20 protein-coding genes are annotated in these 18,300 nt (G+C 45.6%); 10 read left to right on the top strand and 10 right to left on the bottom strand.

What is annotated here, in order from left to right; translation table 11 throughout:
- Positions 1-326 precede the first annotated feature (326 nt).
- Complete coding sequence (locus AC1YY3_RS06175) at positions 327-1,109, bottom strand: enoyl-ACP reductase FabI (protein WP_481824572.1); 783 nt, start codon at positions 1,107-1,109, stop codon at positions 327-329.
- Between the two features lie 216 nt (positions 1,110-1,325).
- On the opposite strand from AC1YY3_RS06175, the gene AC1YY3_RS06170 reads away from it, so the two are divergent.
- Together AC1YY3_RS06170 and AC1YY3_RS06165 are read left to right on the top strand one after the other, a co-directional pair.
- Complete coding sequence (locus tag AC1YY3_RS06170) at positions 1,326-3,455, top strand: ABC transporter substrate-binding protein (RefSeq protein WP_481824573.1); 2,130 nt, start codon at positions 1,326-1,328, stop codon at positions 3,453-3,455.
- A complete protein-coding gene (locus AC1YY3_RS06165) occupies positions 3,452-4,429 on the top strand; it encodes an ABC transporter permease (RefSeq protein WP_481824574.1) in 978 nt (325 codons plus the stop codon). The genes AC1YY3_RS06170 and AC1YY3_RS06165 overlap by 4 nt, the downstream gene beginning before the upstream one ends.
- 55 nt (positions 4,430-4,484) lie before the next feature.
- Here AC1YY3_RS06165 and AC1YY3_RS06160 read toward each other — a convergent pair whose 3' ends face one another.
- Positions 4,485-5,375: an outer membrane protein assembly factor BamD gene (locus tag AC1YY3_RS06160; protein WP_481824575.1), complete on the bottom strand. Its 891-nt coding sequence runs from the start codon at positions 5,373-5,375 to the stop codon at positions 4,485-4,487.
- A gap of 114 nt (positions 5,376-5,489) precedes the next feature.
- On the opposite strand from AC1YY3_RS06160, the gene rluD reads away from it, so the two are divergent.
- From rluD to AC1YY3_RS06145, 3 genes are read left to right on the top strand one after another with little or no spacing between them, the layout of a single operon-like run.
- On the top strand, positions 5,490-6,434 hold the full coding sequence (rluD, locus tag AC1YY3_RS06155) for a 23S rRNA pseudouridine(1911/1915/1917) synthase RluD (protein WP_481824576.1): 945 nt from the start codon (positions 5,490-5,492) through the stop codon (positions 6,432-6,434).
- Positions 6,424-7,158: a peptidoglycan editing factor PgeF gene (pgeF, locus tag AC1YY3_RS06150; RefSeq protein WP_481824577.1), complete on the top strand. Its 735-nt coding sequence runs from the start codon at positions 6,424-6,426 to the stop codon at positions 7,156-7,158. The genes rluD and pgeF overlap by 11 nt, the downstream gene beginning before the upstream one ends.
- Positions 7,159-7,160: 2 nt before the next feature.
- Positions 7,161-8,027, top strand: a complete 867-nt coding sequence (locus tag AC1YY3_RS06145; RefSeq protein WP_481824578.1) for a ZIP family metal transporter — start codon at positions 7,161-7,163, stop codon at positions 8,025-8,027.
- Between the two features lie 18 nt (positions 8,028-8,045).
- On the opposite strand, the gene AC1YY3_RS06140 is transcribed toward AC1YY3_RS06145, so the two are convergent.
- Complete coding sequence (locus tag AC1YY3_RS06140; protein ID WP_481824579.1) at positions 8,046-9,680, bottom strand: alpha-D-glucose phosphate-specific phosphoglucomutase; 1,635 nt, start codon at positions 9,678-9,680, stop codon at positions 8,046-8,048.
- Positions 9,681-9,754: 74 nt separating this feature from the next.
- Between AC1YY3_RS06140 and AC1YY3_RS06135 the strand changes: the two genes are divergently transcribed.
- Positions 9,755-10,297 carry a L,D-transpeptidase family protein gene (locus AC1YY3_RS06135; RefSeq protein ID WP_481824580.1) on the top strand — a complete coding sequence of 181 codons (543 nt, stop codon included), beginning with the start codon at positions 9,755-9,757 and terminating at the stop codon, positions 10,295-10,297.
- Positions 10,298-10,382: 85 nt separating this feature from the next.
- Complete coding sequence (locus tag AC1YY3_RS06130; protein ID WP_481824581.1) at positions 10,383-10,640, top strand: Lpp/OprI family alanine-zipper lipoprotein; 258 nt, start codon at positions 10,383-10,385, stop codon at positions 10,638-10,640.
- A 74-nt stretch (positions 10,641-10,714) separates the two neighbouring features.
- Here AC1YY3_RS06130 and rdgC read toward each other — a convergent pair whose 3' ends face one another.
- Complete coding sequence (gene rdgC / locus AC1YY3_RS06125; protein WP_481824582.1) at positions 10,715-11,626, bottom strand: recombination-associated protein RdgC; 912 nt, start codon at positions 11,624-11,626, stop codon at positions 10,715-10,717.
- 144 nt (positions 11,627-11,770) lie between these two features.
- On the opposite strand from rdgC, the gene AC1YY3_RS06120 reads away from it, so the two are divergent.
- The 3 genes from AC1YY3_RS06120 to AC1YY3_RS06110 all read left to right on the top strand — a co-directional run bounded on the left by AC1YY3_RS06120 (position 11,771) and on the right by AC1YY3_RS06110 (position 13,222).
- Complete coding sequence (locus AC1YY3_RS06120; protein ID WP_481824583.1) at positions 11,771-11,965, top strand: hypothetical protein; 195 nt, start codon at positions 11,771-11,773, stop codon at positions 11,963-11,965.
- Complete coding sequence (gene yjgA / locus AC1YY3_RS06115; RefSeq protein ID WP_481824584.1) at positions 11,962-12,543, top strand: ribosome biogenesis factor YjgA; 582 nt, start codon at positions 11,962-11,964, stop codon at positions 12,541-12,543. The genes AC1YY3_RS06120 and yjgA overlap by 4 nt, the downstream gene beginning before the upstream one ends.
- A gap of 418 nt (positions 12,544-12,961) precedes the next feature.
- A complete protein-coding gene (locus AC1YY3_RS06110) occupies positions 12,962-13,222 on the top strand; it encodes a hypothetical protein (RefSeq protein ID WP_481824585.1) in 261 nt (86 codons plus the stop codon).
- 26 nt (positions 13,223-13,248) lie between these two features.
- Here AC1YY3_RS06110 and dinB read toward each other — a convergent pair whose 3' ends face one another.
- From dinB to dapF, 6 genes are all read right to left on the bottom strand, one after another.
- Positions 13,249-14,343, bottom strand: coding sequence for a DNA polymerase IV (gene dinB / locus AC1YY3_RS06105; protein ID WP_481824586.1), 1,095 nt, complete (start codon positions 14,341-14,343; stop codon positions 13,249-13,251).
- A 6-nt stretch (positions 14,344-14,349) separates the two neighbouring features.
- Complete coding sequence (locus AC1YY3_RS06100; RefSeq protein WP_481824587.1) at positions 14,350-14,667, bottom strand: DUF4389 domain-containing protein; 318 nt, start codon at positions 14,665-14,667, stop codon at positions 14,350-14,352.
- Positions 14,668-14,673: 6 nt separating this feature from the next.
- Positions 14,674-15,702 carry a DUF2333 family protein gene (locus tag AC1YY3_RS06095; RefSeq protein ID WP_481824588.1) on the bottom strand — a complete coding sequence of 343 codons (1,029 nt, stop codon included), beginning with the start codon at positions 15,700-15,702 and terminating at the stop codon, positions 14,674-14,676.
- A gap of 106 nt (positions 15,703-15,808) precedes the next feature.
- Positions 15,809-16,717 carry a tyrosine recombinase XerC gene (xerC, locus tag AC1YY3_RS06090; protein WP_481824589.1) on the bottom strand — a complete coding sequence of 303 codons (909 nt, stop codon included), beginning with the start codon at positions 16,715-16,717 and terminating at the stop codon, positions 15,809-15,811.
- The gene (locus tag AC1YY3_RS06085) at positions 16,717-17,403 is read right to left on the bottom strand and encodes a DUF484 family protein (protein ID WP_481824590.1); all 687 of its coding nucleotides are present in this window, start codon (positions 17,401-17,403) and stop codon (positions 16,717-16,719) included. Before AC1YY3_RS06085 ends, xerC begins: the two co-directional genes overlap by 1 nt.
- 4 nt (positions 17,404-17,407) lie before the next feature.
- Positions 17,408-18,244 (bottom strand): diaminopimelate epimerase, encoded by an 837-nt coding sequence (dapF, locus tag AC1YY3_RS06080; RefSeq protein WP_481824591.1) that lies wholly within the window; start codon positions 18,242-18,244, stop codon positions 17,408-17,410.
- Between the last annotated feature and the right edge of the window lie 56 nt (positions 18,245-18,300).

Here is an 18,300-nt window from a genome sequence, read left to right as displayed (position 1 = left end):
GAGTCAAGTAGAGGCTGTCATGCAAAAACTTAATCACAGACCACGAAAAACGCTAAACTACAAAACACCCCATGCGGTATTTTTTGGCGTCGACAAACGACAAGCCGCATGAATACTAGAATTGCACTTCAGAGTTGAATTCGCCATTTATAAAAACCTAATAATTTCTAATTTAATTTGTTCGAATTATAGCACGGTAGGTTGGGGAGAGGCACGAACACCAATGAGACCGTTCATTATATTTTTCTCGTTCCCACGCTGTGCGTGGGAACGCATATCGGCGGTGGGTCTGCATTACCACGCACAGCGTGGGAACGAGCATTTCATCAAACCGCCGCCAACCCCGCGATATTGTACCCACAATCCACATAAGTAATTTCCCCGGTAATGCCGGAAGCCAAATCGGAACACATAAACGCGGCGGCGTTGCCAACTTCTTCTATCGTCACGTTTTTCCGAAGTGGTGCAGCGTCGGCGGCTTTGTTCAGCATGGCTTTAAAATCATTGATGCCTGATGCTGCCAAAGTACGGATAGGCCCTGCTGAAATGGCATTGACACGCGTACCTTCGGGGCCTAACGCCACTGCCATATAACGGACATTCGCTTCCAGACTGGCTTTAGCAACGCCCATGACATTGTAGTTAGGGATCGCCCGTTCTGCGCCGAGATAGGTCAAGGTCAACAAGGAGCCGTTTCGCCCTGCCATCATTGCGCGTCCTGCTTTCGCCAAGGCGGTAAAGCTGTAGGAACTGACATCATGGGCAATTCGGAAATTGTCACGGGTGGTGACATCAACATAATCCCCGTTCAGCGCATCACGCGGCGCAAAAGCCACCGAGTGCACAATACCATCCAGGCCGTCCCAGTGCTTGCCCAGTTCCGTAAACACCGTGTCGATATGCTCATCAATACTGACATCGCATTCGATAATGATTTTAGAATCGCACTGCCCAGCCATTTCTTCGACGCGGCTTTGCAGCTTTTCATTCTGGAACGTAAACGCCAGTTCAGCACCCTCGCGGTGCATGGCTTGCGCGATGCCCCATGCGATAGAACGGTTGCTCGCCAAGCCCACAATCAAGACCCGTTTGCCCTGCATAAAACCCATTGTCATCTCCCGATGTTTTTGTTGTTACAATAGGGTTGAAAGTATCCACGAGCCGCTTTGTGATGTCCAGTTTTTTGTCCGAATGATTTGTCCCCCTCTTTGAAAAAGAGGGGTTAGGGGATATTCTCTAAAAAACCCCCCTCAATCCCCCTTTTTCAAAGGGGGAAGCTGGAGTTTGACTTTACGGCATCTCAATCATATTAATTGCTTAAAACTATGCTATTTCGCAACGTTTCAATTTTTTTTGCTTTATTCTTAACGGCTTGCGACCTAAACCAAATCAACAACCCTTATCCCAAGGATCAAGACGGGCAGGCGATTTTATACCAATCATTTGATGAACGCCCCAAGCACTTAGACCCCGCCATTGCTTACAGCGAAAACGAATATGCGTTTATCGCCCAGATTTACGAGCCGCCATTCCAATACCATTACCTGAAACGACCTTATCAACTGATTCCACTAACGGCAACAAAAATGCCTAACATTCAGTATGTTAACAAGCAAGGCGAAAAACTTGACGCTAATGCGGACATCAAGGACATTGCGTATACCGATTACATCATCGACATCAAGCCCAATATCCGTTATCAACCGCACCCCGCTTTGGCAAAAACGGCAAATGGCGATTTTGCCTTTCATCATCTAAGCAAAGACCAGATTGTTTCCCTAAATACACTCACCGATTTCAATGCTACAGGCACTCGTGAATTGGTTGCTGAGGATTACGTATACCAAATCAAACGACTGGCGCATCCCAAAACGCAATCGCCGATTGCGGAAATGATGAAAAACTACATTGTTGGCTTTGGCGAGTTTTCAGAAAAGGTCAAACAGCTATCCAAAACCGCCATAAAAGACGTGCCGATGTCTGGCGTTATGGCGATCAACCGTTACCAGTACCGCATTCGCATTAACGGCAAATACCCGCAATTTATGTACTGGCTAGGTATGATGTTTTTTGCGCCAATGCCTTGGGAAGCTGATGCCTTCTACAATCAACCTGGATTATCCGACAAGAATATTACCTTGGATTGGTTTCCCATCGGCACGGGTGCTTACCTGTTGGCTGAGAACAACCCCAACCGGCGCATGATCCTGGAAAAAAACCCTAACTTCCATCTGGAAGCCTACCCATCCGAGGGCGAACCGGAAGATAAGCAAAAGGGCTTATTGAATGATGCAGGCAAGCCCTTGCCCTTTATCGATAAGGTCATTTTCATGCTGGAAAAAGAGACCATTCCCTATTGGACGAAATTTCTGCAAGGTTATTTTGACGCTTCCGGTATTGCCTCGGACAATTTCGACCAAGCCGTGCAGTTTACCGGCAGTGGCGGCGCACGGTTGACGGAAACCATGCAGAAAAAAGGCATCCAACTACAAACTACGGTAGAAACATCAAGTTTTTACATGGGTTTTAATATGCTGGACGCAACCGTTGGTGGCTACACAGAACAAGCCAGAAAATTGCGGCAAGCGATTTCAATCGCGGTTGATTATGAAGAATTTATCTCTATCTTCATGAATGAACGCGGACTGGCTGCACAAGGCGTGCTACCGCCTGGTATTTTTGGTTATGAAGAAGGTAAGGTCGGAATCAATCCATATATCTATGAATGGCTAAATGACAAGTCCCAACGTAAAAAAGTTGCCGTTGCAAGGCAATTGATGAAAGCAGCGGGTTACGACAATGGCATCGACCCCAAAACCAAACAAGCATTGATACTTTATTTTGACACTACCTCGACCAGTATTGATGACCGTCCCAGAATGAGCTGGTACCGCAAACAATTTGAAAAACTTGGGGTTAAGCTGGTCATTCGGGCGACAGATTACAACCGTTTTCAGGACAAAATGCGTAAAGGCAATGCCCAGATTTTCGTCTGGGGCTGGAATGCGGATTACCCTGACCCTGAGAACTTCTTTTTCCTGCTTTATGGCGGCAATTCAAAGGTTAAATTCGGTGGCGAAAATGCCAGCAACTACCAGAATCCAGCATTTGACCGTTTATTTGAAGACATGCGGAATAGGGATAATAGCCCACAACGCTTTCAATTAATTCAACAAATGCAGGAAACTGTACGCCACGACGCGCCCTGGATTTTTGGTTTTCACCCCAAACGATTTTCCTTGTCCCATAGCTGGTATAAAAACCGTAAAACTCATGCAATGGCCAATAACGAGCTAAAATACCAGCGCCTGGATACCGCTGCCAGGACACAAAAACGTCAGGGATGGAACCAACCCATATTTTGGCCTTTGCTGTTGGTTGGTGTGCTGTTCATACTAATCCTCATTTTTGCTGTTAACGCCGTCCGTAGTCGCACCAGGAAAATCTTGCAATGATTAGCTATATTATCAGGCGGTTTTTATATGCCATCCCCATTTTAATCGGGGTGAATATTTTGACTTTCGTGCTGTTTTTTATCATCAACAGCCCCGACGACATGGCGCGTATGCAACTTGGGCAAAAACACGTCACCCAACAAGCAATAGACAACTGGAAACAGCAACATGGCTATGACGTACCGCTGTTATGGAACGCAAAAGCCCAAGCGGAAGAAAAGCTAACGAAAACCATTTTTTACCAAAAATCGGTCGGCCTGTTTTTGTTCCGCTTTGGCACGTCAGACAGCGGCAGGAATATCGGCGCGGATATTAAAGAACGCGCCTTGCCCAGCTTGGCAGTGGCATTGCCGACGTTAATCCTAGGCTTGATAATCGACATCTGTGTCGCCTTGATGGTCGTGCTATTTCGGGGCAGTAAATTGGAGTTAGGGGGAATGGTCGTATGCGTCATCCTTATGTCGGTTTCATCCCTGTTTTACATCATCGGCGGTCAATTTGTGATTGCCAAAGTCTTACGGTGGGTACCCATTTCCGGTTATGACGAAGGCTTTGCAGCCGTTAAATTTATTATTCTACCCGTGTTGATTGGCGTATTTTCCGGCTTAGGCTCAGGTGTGCGCTGGTATCGGACTTTATTTCTGGAAGAAGTCGAAAAAGACTACGTTCGCACCGCCCGCGCAAAAGGCTTGACCGAAACCCAAACCCTGTTCCGCCACGTTTTGCCCAATGCCATGATCCCCATCTTAACGGGAGTCGTCGTCGTATTGCCGATGTTATTCATGGGCAGCCTAATCATGGAATCGTTTTTCAGTATCCCGGGCCTAGGCAGTTACACCATAGATGCCATCAACAGCCAAGATTTCGCTATCGTACGGGCGATGGTTTTCTTGGGTTCGGTGTTATATGTGATCGGCTTGCTGCTGACTGATATTTCCTATACCTTGGTTGATCCCAGGGTTAGGTTGTCATAAGACGTGGATGAAATAAGCTTATACATTCCCTACAAAACGAAAGGTATACTGAACTTTACTTTTCAAGCCCAATAAAATCCCACACCTTATGAGAAATCGTTGCATTTTCGTATTCAGGTACGGGTGGTCCGTTGGGGAAATTGAGCTTGTACACGTTTTCCGCATCTTTAGCTAATTCCGGCATATCCAGCTTGGTGTAGGCTTCCTGCATGACTTGCAGTGCGTAAGGTACGGCAGTGGTGCGTTGATACTTTTCAACCACATAAGAAGCGCGGTTGGCAGCAGCGACATAAGCTTTACGTTTGATGTAATATCTGGCGACATGGACTTCGTGCATAGCGAGATTATTTTTTAGTGCAATCATACGCTTACGTGAATCCGGCGCATATTTGCTTTCTGGATACCTACGTATCAATTCGGCAAAAATATCATAAGCATTACGGGCATTGCCGGGATCGCGTTGCGAGGCATCGGTGGGAATAAAACGTTGGGTGAAACCAATATCGCGGTTGTAATTGACCAAACCTTTCAGGTAATAAGCATAATCCACATTGGGGCTGCGAGGATTCATCTTGATAAAGCGATCTGCTGCCGCAATAGCAGATTCAGGGTCGGAATTCTTGTAATAAGCGTACGCAATATCCAATTGGGTTTGCGCTGAATCTGGCCCAAATGGAAAACGCGCTTCTAATGCCTCATAGATTTTTATGGCCTTCTCATAATTACCGCCATCGACCGCTTTTTTTGCTTGGCTGCGAAATTTGTTGGCATCCCAATCGACACAATCGTCATCGTCTGCTTCACCTGCCTCGTAATCCTTCCAGTCCGCGCATTCATTCTTGCTGGAATCTGAATCACCAGAATAAATACTTTTTAGTGCTGCACAGCCTTGTATGGATAAAACCAAACACAGAATAACTAATAATTTAAACGAAAATAATCGCATAGGACTAACGACACGTTGTATGATGTGGGGTTTACTCGCCGGACGTTCTCAGGGTTGGAAACGACTGTTTGCAGGCGAGTATAACGTATCGTTGAACGAATCAGAAGTAGTGTTATGCCGAAATTTACAGAAACAGTCCCTTACGAACTGGCAGGATTACGCCTGGATCAGGTGCTTGCCGAGCTGTTTTCAGATTATTCCCGCAGTAAATTGCAAACCTGGATCAAGTCTGGGCGGGTTGTAGTCAATGACTTAACCTTGTTAAGTCCAAAAGCCAAATTGGATGGCGGTGAAGAAATAACGCTTGATGCGGAAGCCGAAGTCGTTATCGAATCGACTCCAGAACCTATTCCGCTAGATATAATCTTTGAGGATGACAGCTTATTAATCGTCAACAAGCCTGCTGGCTTAGTCGTGCATCCGGCGATTGGCAATTGGAATGGAACTTTGCTGAATGCCTTGCTTAACCACGATGCAAGCCTGGAAACTTTGCCCAGAGCGGGTATTGTCCATAGAATTGACAAGGAAACCAGCGGTTTGCTGATGGTTGCCAAAACCTTGCAAGCCCATAACAGCCTGACCCAACAACTGCAAGAGCGAGAAATTACCCGCGAATACTTGGCAGTGACGCGAGGACGGATGACCGCTGGCGGCACGGTGGATGAGCCGATTGGACGACATCCGACTGACCGCAAACGCTATACCGTCAGAGAATCCGGCAAGTTTGCCGTCACCCATTACCGCGTCGTCCAACGCTATGCTCATCATACCCTGGTGCAAATGATGTTGGAAACGGGGCGCACCCATCAAATTCGGGTACACATGGCGCATATCCGCTATCCGCTCTTAGGCGATCCGGTTTATGGTGGACGTTTTCAAATGCCGCCTAATTGCGGTGCTGCATTGGAGAAAGAATTACGCAGCTTTAAACGCCAAGCTTTACATGCAGCAAAACTGGGGCTGCAACATCCGGTAACAGATGAATATTGCGAATGGGAGCAACCCTTACCTGACGATATGGTTAGGTTGATTAAAGCATTGGCAGAAAATGAACCTTAATACACACTGGTTGCAACCGGATTGGCCTGCACCTGCGAATATCCACGCGGCAACGACATTGCGTACAGGTGGTGTCAGCCTAGATGCTTATGCCAGCTTAAATCCTGCGACCCATGTTGACGATAATCCTCAGTTGGTCAGCCAAAATCGGCACATCATAAAAACGCTATTGAACTTGCCTTCCGAGCCTGTCTGGTTAAATCAAACCCATAGCAACCGTGTCGTTAAAGCAATCGCAATGGATACACCGCAACAAGCCGATGCCAGTTATACCGATCAATCGGGTGTGGTTTGCGCCGTGATGACGGCAGATTGTTTGCCGTTATTGGTTTGCTCTAACGATGGCGCTGAAATAGCAGCAATTCATGCCGGATGGCGCGGTTTGTTGGATGGAGTAATCGACAATACGATAGCAGCCATGCAAAACAAAGACTTACTGGTTTGGTTAGGCCCCGCAATCGGTCCTGATCGTTTTGAGGTTGGTGATGAAGTACGTACTGCTTATATGGCAAAATCGGCTGAGTATGCTACTGCTTTTAAACAACAAAGTGATACCAAATGGTTAGCCAACATCTATCAACTCGCACGTATTAACTTAGCTGCGTTAGGTATAAGTAAGGTTTACGGTGGCGATTTTTGTACCGTAACCGACGAAAAACAGTTTTATTCCTATCGCCGGGATCAAGTCACAGGACGCATGGCGACACTAATCTGGAGAGATTGAATTTGAATTTATTGTTATTAATCATCATCTTTACTGCTGTTGGCGGCGTACTTAGCGTACTTGCGGCGGGCGTATTCCTGTTGTTTCCGGATGACCAACGCAATCGTGTGATACCGCACGGCATCAGTTTTGCTATCGGCGCATTATTGTCGGTAGCGTTTTGGGGATTGATTCCAGAAGCTTTTGAACACGTTAAACCCGAACAATTTCAAAGCCTATCAGGCACCATTTTAGCGGGAATCCTGGGCTTTTTCGTGCTGGAAAAGTTGCTAATCTGGCGGCATTGCCATGTTGAAACCTGCGAAGCGCACGGTGATGAAGCGATTGAAACCGAGCATCACCACGATCAGGATCATCACGCACATCACCACGGCTTCGACAAATCCGCCGGTGCATTGATTATCCTCGGCGACAGCATCCATAACTTTGTGGATGGCGTGTTAATTGCCGCAGCGTTTTTGACCGATGTTAAACTGGGCATCGTCACTAGCTTGGCGGTAGCCACCCACGAAATACCGCAAGAAGTCGGCGATTTTGCGATTTTACTGCACAGCGGCTATTCCAAAGGCAAAGCGCTGTTTTACAACGTCCTCGCCAGCCTGACCACCGTACTTGGCGGAATTTTGGCTTATTACAGCTTAGAAGACCTGCATGACAGCTTGCCGTACTTCCTGGCGTTGGCGGCTTCAAGTTTTATCTACATCGCCGTTGCCGATCTGATCCCTTCACTGCATAAAAAAACCGACATGAAAACCTCATTGCAACAAATCGCATTGATTGCGGCTGGGGTTTTTCTGATTTGCTCATTACATGGCGTTGCCCATAATATTGAAGTTGATAGCCAGAAAGTGGCATTGAGTAAGGATTAGCCACCAACTCCTTAGCATTCAAGTAATCACATCAGGCTCAGTCCTACCTGTCCGTTTTTTTACTTCGCAAAGCTGTTCAGCCAAATTAATTAAATCAGCTAAGGCAATTTGTGCGTCCTGGTTATGTTTTGCGGCATCAGGCTCAAAGCGTTCCAGATAGATCCTTAACGTCGCTCCAACAGTGCCGGTACCAGACAAACGGAACACCATCCGCGAACCGTTGACAAAACCAATACGTACGCCTTGGTTGCTGCTGACACTACCATCGACGGGATCGGTATAGCTGAATTCATCGGCAAATTTAACCTCATATTCACCAAAAATCTGTCCTGGTAAGGTAGGCAATTGGCTACGTAAATGCTTCACAATTTCCTTGGCGATGGTTGAATCAACAGCCTCATAGTCATGGCGGCAATAAATATCGCGTCCGAATATTTTCCAATGTTCCTGGACGATGTCGGCGACGGATTGGCGTTTTACAGCGATCAAGTTCAGCCAAAATAACACCGCCCACATGCCGTCTTTCTCGCGCACATGGTCAGAACCCGTGCCGAAACTTTCTTCGCCACATAAGGTGATTTTGCCTGCATCCAGCAGATTACCGAAGAATTTCCAACCGGTCGGGGTCTCAAAACAGGGGATATTGTATTTTGCGGCGACGCGATCAACGGCTTGGCTAGTCGGCATGGAGCGGGCAACACCCGCCAAACCTTTGGCATACGCTGGTATCAAATGGGCGTTCGCTGCCATAATCGCCAAGCTGTCGCTGGGCGTAACAAAGATTTGTTTGCCCGTAATCATGTTGCGGTCGCCGTCGCCATCCGAAGCGGCTCCAAAGGTTGGCGCGGACTCGCTGAACATGGCTTCCGCCAGCTCGTGGGCATGAGCCAGGTTGGGGTCAGGGTGATGCCCACCAAAATCTTCCAAAGGCTCGGCATTGATGACGGATTCTGGGCTTGCTCCCAACAGTTCGACCAATATCCGCTGGGCATAAGGCCCAGTAATCGCGGACATGGCATCAAATAGCAGGGTGATAGCACCGTTGCTAATACTTTGTTTAAGCAAGGGAAAATCAAACAGCGATTGCATCAATTCGGCATAATCGGCGACAGGATCAATAATGGTGATGGTAATTCCATCCAATTGCTGCGTACCAATTCGATCTAAATCGACATCTTCCATCACAGCTATTTTATAACTATCAATGCCTTGGCTACGCTTAAAGAAAGCATCGGTATATTTTTCGGGTGCTGGACCACCATTTTCGGCATTGTATTTAATGCCGAAATCTTCATCGGGGCCGCCCGGATTATGACTAGCTGATAGAACTATCCCTCCAAACGTATTGTATTTCCTAATAATATTTGACGCAGCAGGGGTTGATAATAAGCCGCCTTGCCCTATAATAAGTTCACCAAAACCGTTAGCGGCAGCAATTTTGATGATGGTTTGGATGGCAGTTCGGTTAAAATAACGACCATCACCACCCAAAACCAAGGCTTCACCGGAAAAATTCTCCAGCGAATCAAAAATGGCTTGGACAAAGTTTTCCAGATAACCAGGCTGTTGAAAAACTTTCACTTTTTTTCGCAGTCCAGATGTTCCTGGGTTTTGGTCGTTAAAAGGCTGAGTGGTGACGGTTTTGACTTGCATGCTTGATCCTGTGCGGTAATTAAACTGTTTAGGTAAAGTACACTAAATTTCTTATCTCGTGTAGACCTTACAATATGTTGCGGATTTATTTATTACTGATTAGTAGTTTTTTTTCTCTAAACGTCTTAGCTTATGACGAAATTTGGCTGCTTGTAGATACTACCGCACTCAAAATTGAAGTCAAAAATGGCGAACAAACCGTTGATACTATTGAAGGTATTGCGATAGGTCAATCAGGTGCTGGGCAAAAAACCCATAGAGGCGATAATATTACACCGTACGGTGAGTACAGAATTGGCTGGATAGGTGAAAGGAGTTCATTTCACCGGTTTTTTGGTCTCAATTACCCGTCAGTAAAAGATGCGGACAATGCGCGGCGTAAAGGCACTATTGACCAATACACCTATAACGGCATAATAAGCGCACACATGTACAATCAAGTCCCGCCGCAAAACACCCCTTTGGGCGGTCGAATTGGCATTCATGGATTAGGGAGAGCTGATGAAAAAATACATAAGTCGATGAACTGGACGCATGGTTGCATCGCGTTAACCAATAACCAGATCGATCATTTAAGCCAGTGGGTTAATACCGGAACGCTAGTAAAAATAAAATAATACTGGAAAATATTAAAAACGATGCTAGAATTTAATTGGCTATACGTTTTTTTGTAGCAATAACTTTGAAATAAGGAAAATAAACATGAAAAAATTAATGAAAATCTCCATGATTGCTCTGGCGGCTAGCTTAATGGTTGGCTGTGCTACCAACTCAGATATCGAAAATCTGCAAACACAGATTGATGGTTTGAAAACATCTGTTGCACAAGCATCATCTGATGCAGCAAGTGCTAACGCTGCTGCTACTGCTGCTGCTGCTGACGCAAGAACTGCTGCTCAAGCTGCACAAGATACCAACAGCAAATTGGACAATATGTTCAAAAAATCAATGATGAAATAAGCATCATTTATTGCTCTACGTAAGACCAAAAAAAGCCCGGTGGCGTGAACCACCGGGCTTTTTTTGTAGCTTTTTTATGACGACTTAGCTTCGCCACCAAATAACTCAAGCAAACGCGGTAGCAACAAGCCCAGCTCTGCGGACATAATCGAGAAATCCACGTCAAAGCGCATGTCATCGCCATCAATTTCTATATCTTCCAATTGATCTTGGATTAAATCCAGAAACCGTAAGCGTTTGATAGCGAAACTCTTATCAATAACAAAAGCTAAACGGTCTGCCCAGCTCAATGCCAGTTTGATAACTTCTTTACCTGAATCGAGATGATTTTGAATTTCTGGCAACGACAAATCGTGGTTTTTACAGCGAATAATACTGCCCTCCTCTCCTGGTGAACGCAGCTCGCACTCGTCCTCAACCACAATATCGCTAGGGGTTTGCTGAGTGACCAGCCATTGCGTCATAATCGCAACCGGATTGTTAACGGTATTAATCGGTACAGCAGGTAGCGATCCCAGCGATTTACGCAATAAACTCAGTAAATCCTCCGCACTTTTTGCCGAAGCCGCATCGACCACCAGCCAGCCGCCTTTAGGATCAATATAAGCATAGATTTTCCGCGAAAATGTAAAAGCGCGTGGCAGCAAATCATAAATAAGCTCATCCCTAAGCTGAGACCGTTCTTTCTTCGATAACTTACGACCTTGCTGTTCTTCCGCCTCAGCCGCTTTCTCCTGAATCAATTCGTTAACGACAGCGGTAGGTAATACCCGCTCTTCTTTTTTGACACACAGCATCATATAGCCGTTTGCTGCATGGACAAGGGATTGCTCCAGCTTACCTAAAGGCGCAGTCCAGCCAAAACTGGCTTCTTCATGGAGACCACAGGGGCGAAACCGCAGAGCTTCCAGCTTTTCTGCTAATTCATCTGAAGACAAGGTAAACGGTTCTGTAAAGCGAAAAGGGCTAAGATTTTTAAACCACATAGTGTGCAGGTATCCTGTGCAAATTGGAGCGGCATTATTACACAATGCGACACGAGCGCGAACCGAAAACAATCGCCAGCAGAAACCCGTACAAAACAGCCGCCCAGTCTGTGATAAAGTAAGCGTTATTTTTTTGAGAGATCGATGGAATCCTTATCAACCTGGGAAAACCTATTATTAGGTGCGCTGGCTTTACTGATGATTTTCTGGATGAAACCTGGCATTAAAGCCGCCATGGAAAAAAGCAAAACCGCCAAATCCGACTGGCCTGGGTTGCTCATCCCCTTAGTGCTGGTCGTATTGTTTGTAGTGTTTCTTATCGCAATGGTCAAATCATGATGAACGAATACGATGACTATGAAGAGACTGGTGAAGATGTCGAATACTACGCCGTACGCCCCAATAAAACACAGATTAAAAAAGAAATCGCAGAACTTTTCGCGTTAGGCGAAACCTTGTCGAAATTATCGCCAGCGCAATTAAATGGCTTGGAATTTCCGGAAAATATCCGCAAGGCAATCAGCGAAGTGGGCGACATGCCGCACAAAGGCGCACGCAAACGCTTGTTGAAATACATTGCAGGACAGCTCCATAAAATCGACGTAGACCCCGTACAGGAAAAATTAGACCGTATCCTTAACAAAAGCGCCCATTCCGTGCGAGAGCATCATATTACCGAACAATGGCGCGACAAACTGATTCATGAAGGCAACGAAGCCTTGACCGAATTATTCGACGAACAACCGACTGCCGATTTACAACACATTAGGCAATTGTTACGTAATATCAAAAAAGAAACTGAAACCGCTAAACCGCCCAAATCAACGCGGTTGTTATACCGTTACTTAAAGACCTTATTCCAATTTGACTCTAACACCGAGTTAGAAGATGAGCAGGAAGGTGATTCCCCGGATTAAGTTTTGGTTTTTGGCACTCTACACGAAAGCTAAGAATTTCCTTCGTAGTGAGTAGTCAATATCTGTTTAAATAAATCCCCTCAACCTAAACCAGAGATAGAGGGGATTTAATTCTAACCAAATGGCATCAACATATTTCAAGCAACTTAGCTGTGAAATATTTCACATTTTTCTAGTGAACTACTTCACTAACATCCGTCTCAAATGGTCATAAAATGGACGCAGTTTGAATGTTTCTACATTAGCCCTGCTTTCAGATGAACTAACATCCAGCAAACCCAGTCAGGTATAGTACATCGGGGATTTTTTAACCCCAGCTATAACATCGGGTTCTTTACGTCTAACTCTGTTGCCGCCGGATTGATTGCTATAGCGAAGGATTATAGATGACTTACGCCACATTCTAAGGAAGTTACAAGTGACTGATTTAACCGCCAAAATAGCATTTTCAGCCGTAACAAACCCTATCCTACTCTGGCTCTTCAAACACGGATGGGAAGATCCGAACTGGGGAAATCTGCCGGTTAACCAAGTCGCCCTAGGGCTGATTTTACACGACCTGGGCAGCAAACTTGCAGACCCCGCTTTGCAAGAGCAAGTTCAAGAAATAGCGCAGAAAGTCATCACCGAAAATTCCAGGTCTGTCATTAAAAAACCTGAAGAACCAACAACTGATTGATTCTGAACAATAAAGCTAATAAAAATTCAGCTATTGCAGATATTTTCAAATAAGTCGGTTTGCTGAATAGGCGATCCTAGGGGTTGCTCATCCAGCGACGATAAGGTAACACCCAGCAAACGTACATCACGCCGACCTATGTCGGTATTCTTAAGTAACATCTCCAGCAAATCTTTTATATTGCTTGAAGTAGCAAGCTCACGCGGCACAGTGCGGCTACGGGTAATCTGCACAAAATCATGATATTTAATTTTGATAGTCACGGTATGCGCCGAAAGCTGTTTTTCCGTCACCTTGGTCAATGCCTTAAAAAACAATTGTTGCAGGTGTTCGGATACCGCTTCGGTACTGCTAATGTCCTGCTGAAAAGTTGTTTCCACACCGACTGACTGGCTTTTTCGGTAGCTGACGACCGGTCTATTATCTATGCCCCGCGCAATATTGTGGTAATACAACGCCGATTTACCAAAATGTTGCTGCAAGAATTCCAACGAAAACCGCTGCAAATCCTTACCTGTTTGAATGCCTAACTTGTGCATTTTAAGTGCGGTGGCTTTGCCTACACCGTGAAATTTATGGATGGGTAGTTGCTCAATAAATTCAATGCCTTGTTTGGGTTTAATCAGGTAAAGACCATCCGGTTTATCCAAATCAGAAGCGATTTTAGCCAGGAATTTGTTATAGGAAATACCAGCCGAGGCGGTCAGTTGGGTTGCTTGTTTTATCCTTGTTTTGATCGCTTTGGCAATCAGTGTTGCTGAACCCGCATTCTGCTCAGAATCGGTGACATCCAAATATGCTTCATCCAACGAAAGCGGTTCAACCAGATCGGTATAATCGAAAAATATTTGTCGAATAGCTTGGGAAGCTTCACGGTAGGCTTCAAAGCGCGGCTTGACGAAAATAGCTTGCGGACATAACCGGTATGCGCGGCTGGTGGGCATAGCAGAATAAATACCGAATGGTCTTGCTTCATAGCTGCACGTAGCAACAACGCCACGCGAGAACGGATTGCCACCTACAATCAGTGGCTTATTGCGGTATTCAGGGAAGTCACGCTGCTCCACCGCCGCAAAAAAAGCATCCATATCAATATGAATGATTTTGCGGACAGTGGACATAACAGCTTATTTTTTCTGGCGTTTCTTCGGTTCTGGCAATTTCAATTCTTCTGTTGCTTCCCATTCTGCAAATGGATAGGGCAAAGCATCAGTATTGAAGGTCAGAAACATCAAGATATGGTAGGTATACAAAGACAGATTGCGTCCAAATTTCAGGACATTCTCATTTGGACTGCCGGTAAACAGCACAGATGCTATCTGCAATAAGATAACTGCCCAAACTAGCATCCTGACCAAGCCACCAATAGCAGCAAAGATCAACATGAAAAATATGCGTTTCCAGGTACTGATTTTTTTCAGGTTTTCTTCGATTTGTTCGTCCATACATTATTACCCTCTATTCATGATGTCACGTAAATCCAACGCAGCGGCATTTGCGCGGGCGATATAAGTTGCCATTGTTAATGAGTAATTGGCTGTTACCCCGTAACCACTGCCATTCAAAATCATTGGACTTAACACCGGTGATAAGGCATTTTCCAAGGCTTTAATCATAATATCCACAGTATTCATTGCTCGTTTATCCAGCAAAATGTCATGGAAATCATATTTAACCGCTTTAAGGATGTGCAGCAATGCCCAACTAGCACCACGGGCTTCGTAGAATACATCGTCAATCAAAAGCCAAGGTGTTTCCCCCATAGGCGCAACTTTGGCATTTCTAACCTCAATATTGGGTTCTATGACCGCTAGACCGGGAATTAATGCCGCGCCTGCTGTACTTGCACTTAAGCGAGTAGATAGATTACCCAATCGCTTGATAACGACCTCGGTGTATTGCCAAAGATTGTCAGCACGCGAATAAAATTGTGCGCGTTTAACATTGCCTTCATATTTTTGCAGTCGAACCATATATTTATGAAGTGCATCAATACCTTTTTGATATTCCGCCTCAGTCGAAGGCAACGCCCAGGAATCATTTTCGTAATAAAAATACGGTTCAGCGACTTTTAAATCAGGATCTTCATCAGACTGCGACTGATCTCGAGTAAAGTGATTCCGCAAAGCAGTTGTCGCGTCGCGCAACATAACCAAAGCACCGTATTCAAAGGCGGATATATTATCCAGAAACACCCCAGGTGGGGCGACATCATTGGTAATGTAACCACCCGATTTATGCAATAAAACCTCGGCAATATGCGCCAAAGTATTGGTATAGGTATAGCCAAGTGGAATTTCAGTGGTTTTGGTAATCTTAGCACGCTCCATGGCTTCATCTTGAATGCTGAACTGTTGAGGTTCAGCACCCCACCATGCACCGAGAAAGAGTAGTACCAACAAAGAAATAATCACAAGCACACCAAAACCCCAGAGTATGCCCCTAGATTTTTCATCGTCTAGCGAGTCGCTTGATGCCATTTGGTTTCCTGAGAACGGGTTAATTGAGGAGAAAGGCAGTTAGAATGTTGCTTAAATACTAGGGGTATATTATCAGATTTTTAAGGCTTTTGCTCAATCCGCATCGTCATTCGGGCTTTTTTCTAGCGCGTGGATGCGCCTTATCGTAGATTTCTGCGAGATGCTGAAAGTCGAGATGCGTATAAATTTGCGTGGTGCTGATATTGCTATGCCCTAGCAATTCCTGCACTGCTCGTAAATCCTGACTGGATTCCAGCAAATGACTGGCAAAGGAATGCCTGAGCATGTGCGGGTGGATGTGTTGATCTATGCCCTTTTTTTTGCACCATTGCGACAACCTTAGCTCAATGCTGCGTTGACCTAAACGTGGCCCTTTGGTGGTCACGAACAATGCCACATTATCAATAGCCGTCATTTTTGCGCGTTCCTGCAACCAATTATTGATTGCTGTGACCGCTTTGCCGCCTATAGGCAGAATTCTGGATTTACCGCCCTTCCCTGAGCGGACTAGCAGTGAACGATCAGACAAATCAAGATCAACTAAATCTAACGAACTCAACTCACTTAACCTTAGTCCTGACGAATAAAACAATTCAAACATGGCAAGATCACGTATTTCCAGCGGCGAACTCGCCCCTGCATCCAATAGCCCATTAATCTGATCGACATCCAAAGTTTTCGGTAATGTGCGTGCCTGTTTGGGGGCTTTGATGTGCTGTGCGGGGTTACTTTCAGCCAAGCCATTTTTCAACAAAAAGGTGTAGAAGCTGCGAATGGCAGATAGCTCACGTTGCAAGCTTTTACTGCCCATGCCCTTGCGATGCCTGCCTGCAATGTGGGCGCGAACATCAGCTTGTTTAATCTCAGCCCAGTTGAGGATGAGCTTTTCTTTGCAATAGCCTGATAAGCGTTCAATATCACGTTGGTAACTTTTTACCGTGTGAATGGACGCACGCTTCTCGTATTTCAATTGATTTAAGAAGTTAGCCAGCATTTCCTCGGCGACAGGAGACATTATTGCCCTTGTAACAACGCAATCAAGCGAGTGCCGACAATCTCGCTCATTTGAGTTAAAAACAGGCTGCCCATGCTGTAATGAAATCGCCCGTCTTCACGGCTACCAACCGCCAAAAAGCCTTCCATCTGAGTAAACATCATCGGCATAACGGCGTACGATTGCACCTCAAGTGAGAAATCGCCAAACAGGATTTTTGCTTGGGTCAAGGTAGGTTTCCCGCAGGTCGGCTCACTGCTGGAAAGCTCTTTGCTGAATGGTTTGAGATCGTCACTGTCCGGTGCTATGAAAAGCTTGGAAAGCGTCGCATCAGGATTGTTTTTGATGATGCGGATAGCCACGAAATCGGTTAGGAAATACTCGGAAAGCACTATTTCCAGATTCTCAATAACTTCTTCAACGGTCTTGGAATCCAACATTGCCAAGGTCAGCTTGTGCATACGCACATAAGACGTGTCGTTTTCTCTGGCAATCTCGATCAGCTCAGTGAGTTGACTTTCCAACTCTTGATGTCTGCTCCTGAATATCTCCAATTGCTTGGAAATCAACGACACCGCATTGCCGCTGGGGTGCGGAATTCGCATTTGTTCAAGAAGATGCAGGTGTTCGTTGAAGAACTCAGGATGATCGCGCAGGTATTGCTCGACCTGTGCTGGGGTCAGGTTCGGTTTTTCTTGTCCGTTCATAGCGTTATGTTTCCATCAAACTGATTTTTCCATCATATACTGTCGCCGCAGGACCTGTCATATAAACCGGTTGACCTCGGCCTGCCCAACTTATCGCAAGCTGTCCGCCCGGCAAATCGACAGTAACTTCATTATCCAGTAGGTTTTGTTCAATTCCTACAACCACAGCGGCGCAAGCACCGCTGCCGCAAGCCAAAGTTTCTGCCGCACCACGTTCGTAAACCCGCAGTTTAATATGCTTGCGATTGACCACTTGTATAAAACCGATATTAGCGCGTTCAGGAAAGAGTGTATGGCTTTCCAAAATCCGACCTAAATCAGCCACAGGTGCTGATGTTATATTTTCAACTTGAATAACGGCGTGAGGATTACCCATAGATACCGCGCCGAACACTATTGACTTACCGTTAATTTCGACAGCATACGTTTGTGACTCTTGGGCTGTAGCCATAGGAATCTCAGAAGGCGCATGTCTGGGTATGCCCATGTTGACCGTAACCAAATCATTATTGGTAAAGGTAAGTATGAGCTGACCTGAATCCGTATCTACTGTAATTTCATCGTCGCTAAACAAGCCTTTGTCCCGCACAAACTGTGCAAAACACCGTGCGCCATTACCGCATTGCGACACCTCACCACCGTCGGCATTGAAGATGCGGTACTTGAAATTTGCATTTACGCTTTCTGGTTTTTCAACCAGCAACAATTGATCGAAACCGATGCCAAAGTGGCGGTCAGCCATGAAACGGATTTGTTCCGGCGATAAGTTGACGGTTTGGTTAATCGCGTCGATAGCGACGAAATCATTGCCTAGACCGTGCATTTTGGTAAAGTTAAGCATTATTCCCGTTGTTTAGATTAGTGATCTGTAGATACCATCTCTCCATACCAATCGCA

The organism is Methyloglobulus sp. (assembly GCF_964779595.1).
Note: the sequence above shows the minus strand (reverse complement) of the source record. Positions and strands in the feature narration are given on the sequence as shown.

Bases quoted from the DNA above. Each gene is read 5' to 3' on its own strand.
- AC1YY3_RS06175 (WP_481824572.1), bottom strand. From the start codon at position 1,109: ATGGGTTTTATGCAGGGCAAACGGGTCTTGATTGTGGGCTTGGCGAGC.
- AC1YY3_RS06170 (WP_481824573.1), top strand. From the start codon at position 1,326: ATGCTATTTCGCAACGTTTCAATTTTTTTTGCTTTATTCTTAACGGCT.
- AC1YY3_RS06165 (WP_481824574.1), top strand. From the start codon at position 3,452: ATGATTAGCTATATTATCAGGCGGTTTTTATATGCCATCCCCATTTTA.
- AC1YY3_RS06160 (WP_481824575.1), bottom strand. From the start codon at position 5,375: ATGCGATTATTTTCGTTTAAATTATTAGTTATTCTGTGTTTGGTTTTA.
- rluD (WP_481824576.1), top strand. From the start codon at position 5,490: ATGCCGAAATTTACAGAAACAGTCCCTTACGAACTGGCAGGATTACGC.
- pgeF (WP_481824577.1), top strand. From the start codon at position 6,424: ATGAACCTTAATACACACTGGTTGCAACCGGATTGGCCTGCACCTGCG.
- AC1YY3_RS06140 (WP_481824579.1), bottom strand. From the start codon at position 9,680: ATGCAAGTCAAAACCGTCACCACTCAGCCTTTTAACGACCAAAACCCA.
- AC1YY3_RS06135 (WP_481824580.1), top strand. From the start codon at position 9,755: ATGTTGCGGATTTATTTATTACTGATTAGTAGTTTTTTTTCTCTAAAC.
- AC1YY3_RS06130 (WP_481824581.1), top strand. From the start codon at position 10,383: ATGAAAAAATTAATGAAAATCTCCATGATTGCTCTGGCGGCTAGCTTA.
- rdgC (WP_481824582.1), bottom strand. From the start codon at position 11,626: ATGTGGTTTAAAAATCTTAGCCCTTTTCGCTTTACAGAACCGTTTACC.
- AC1YY3_RS06120 (WP_481824583.1), top strand. From the start codon at position 11,771: ATGGAATCCTTATCAACCTGGGAAAACCTATTATTAGGTGCGCTGGCT.
- yjgA (WP_481824584.1), top strand. From the start codon at position 11,962: ATGATGAACGAATACGATGACTATGAAGAGACTGGTGAAGATGTCGAA.
- dinB (WP_481824586.1), bottom strand. From the start codon at position 14,343: ATGTCCACTGTCCGCAAAATCATTCATATTGATATGGATGCTTTTTTT.
- AC1YY3_RS06100 (WP_481824587.1), bottom strand. From the start codon at position 14,667: ATGGACGAACAAATCGAAGAAAACCTGAAAAAAATCAGTACCTGGAAA.
- AC1YY3_RS06095 (WP_481824588.1), bottom strand. From the start codon at position 15,702: ATGGCATCAAGCGACTCGCTAGACGATGAAAAATCTAGGGGCATACTC.
- xerC (WP_481824589.1), bottom strand. From the start codon at position 16,717: ATGTCTCCTGTCGCCGAGGAAATGCTGGCTAACTTCTTAAATCAATTG.
- AC1YY3_RS06085 (WP_481824590.1), bottom strand. From the start codon at position 17,403: ATGAACGGACAAGAAAAACCGAACCTGACCCCAGCACAGGTCGAGCAA.
- dapF (WP_481824591.1), bottom strand. From the start codon at position 18,244: ATGCTTAACTTTACCAAAATGCACGGTCTAGGCAATGATTTCGTCGCT.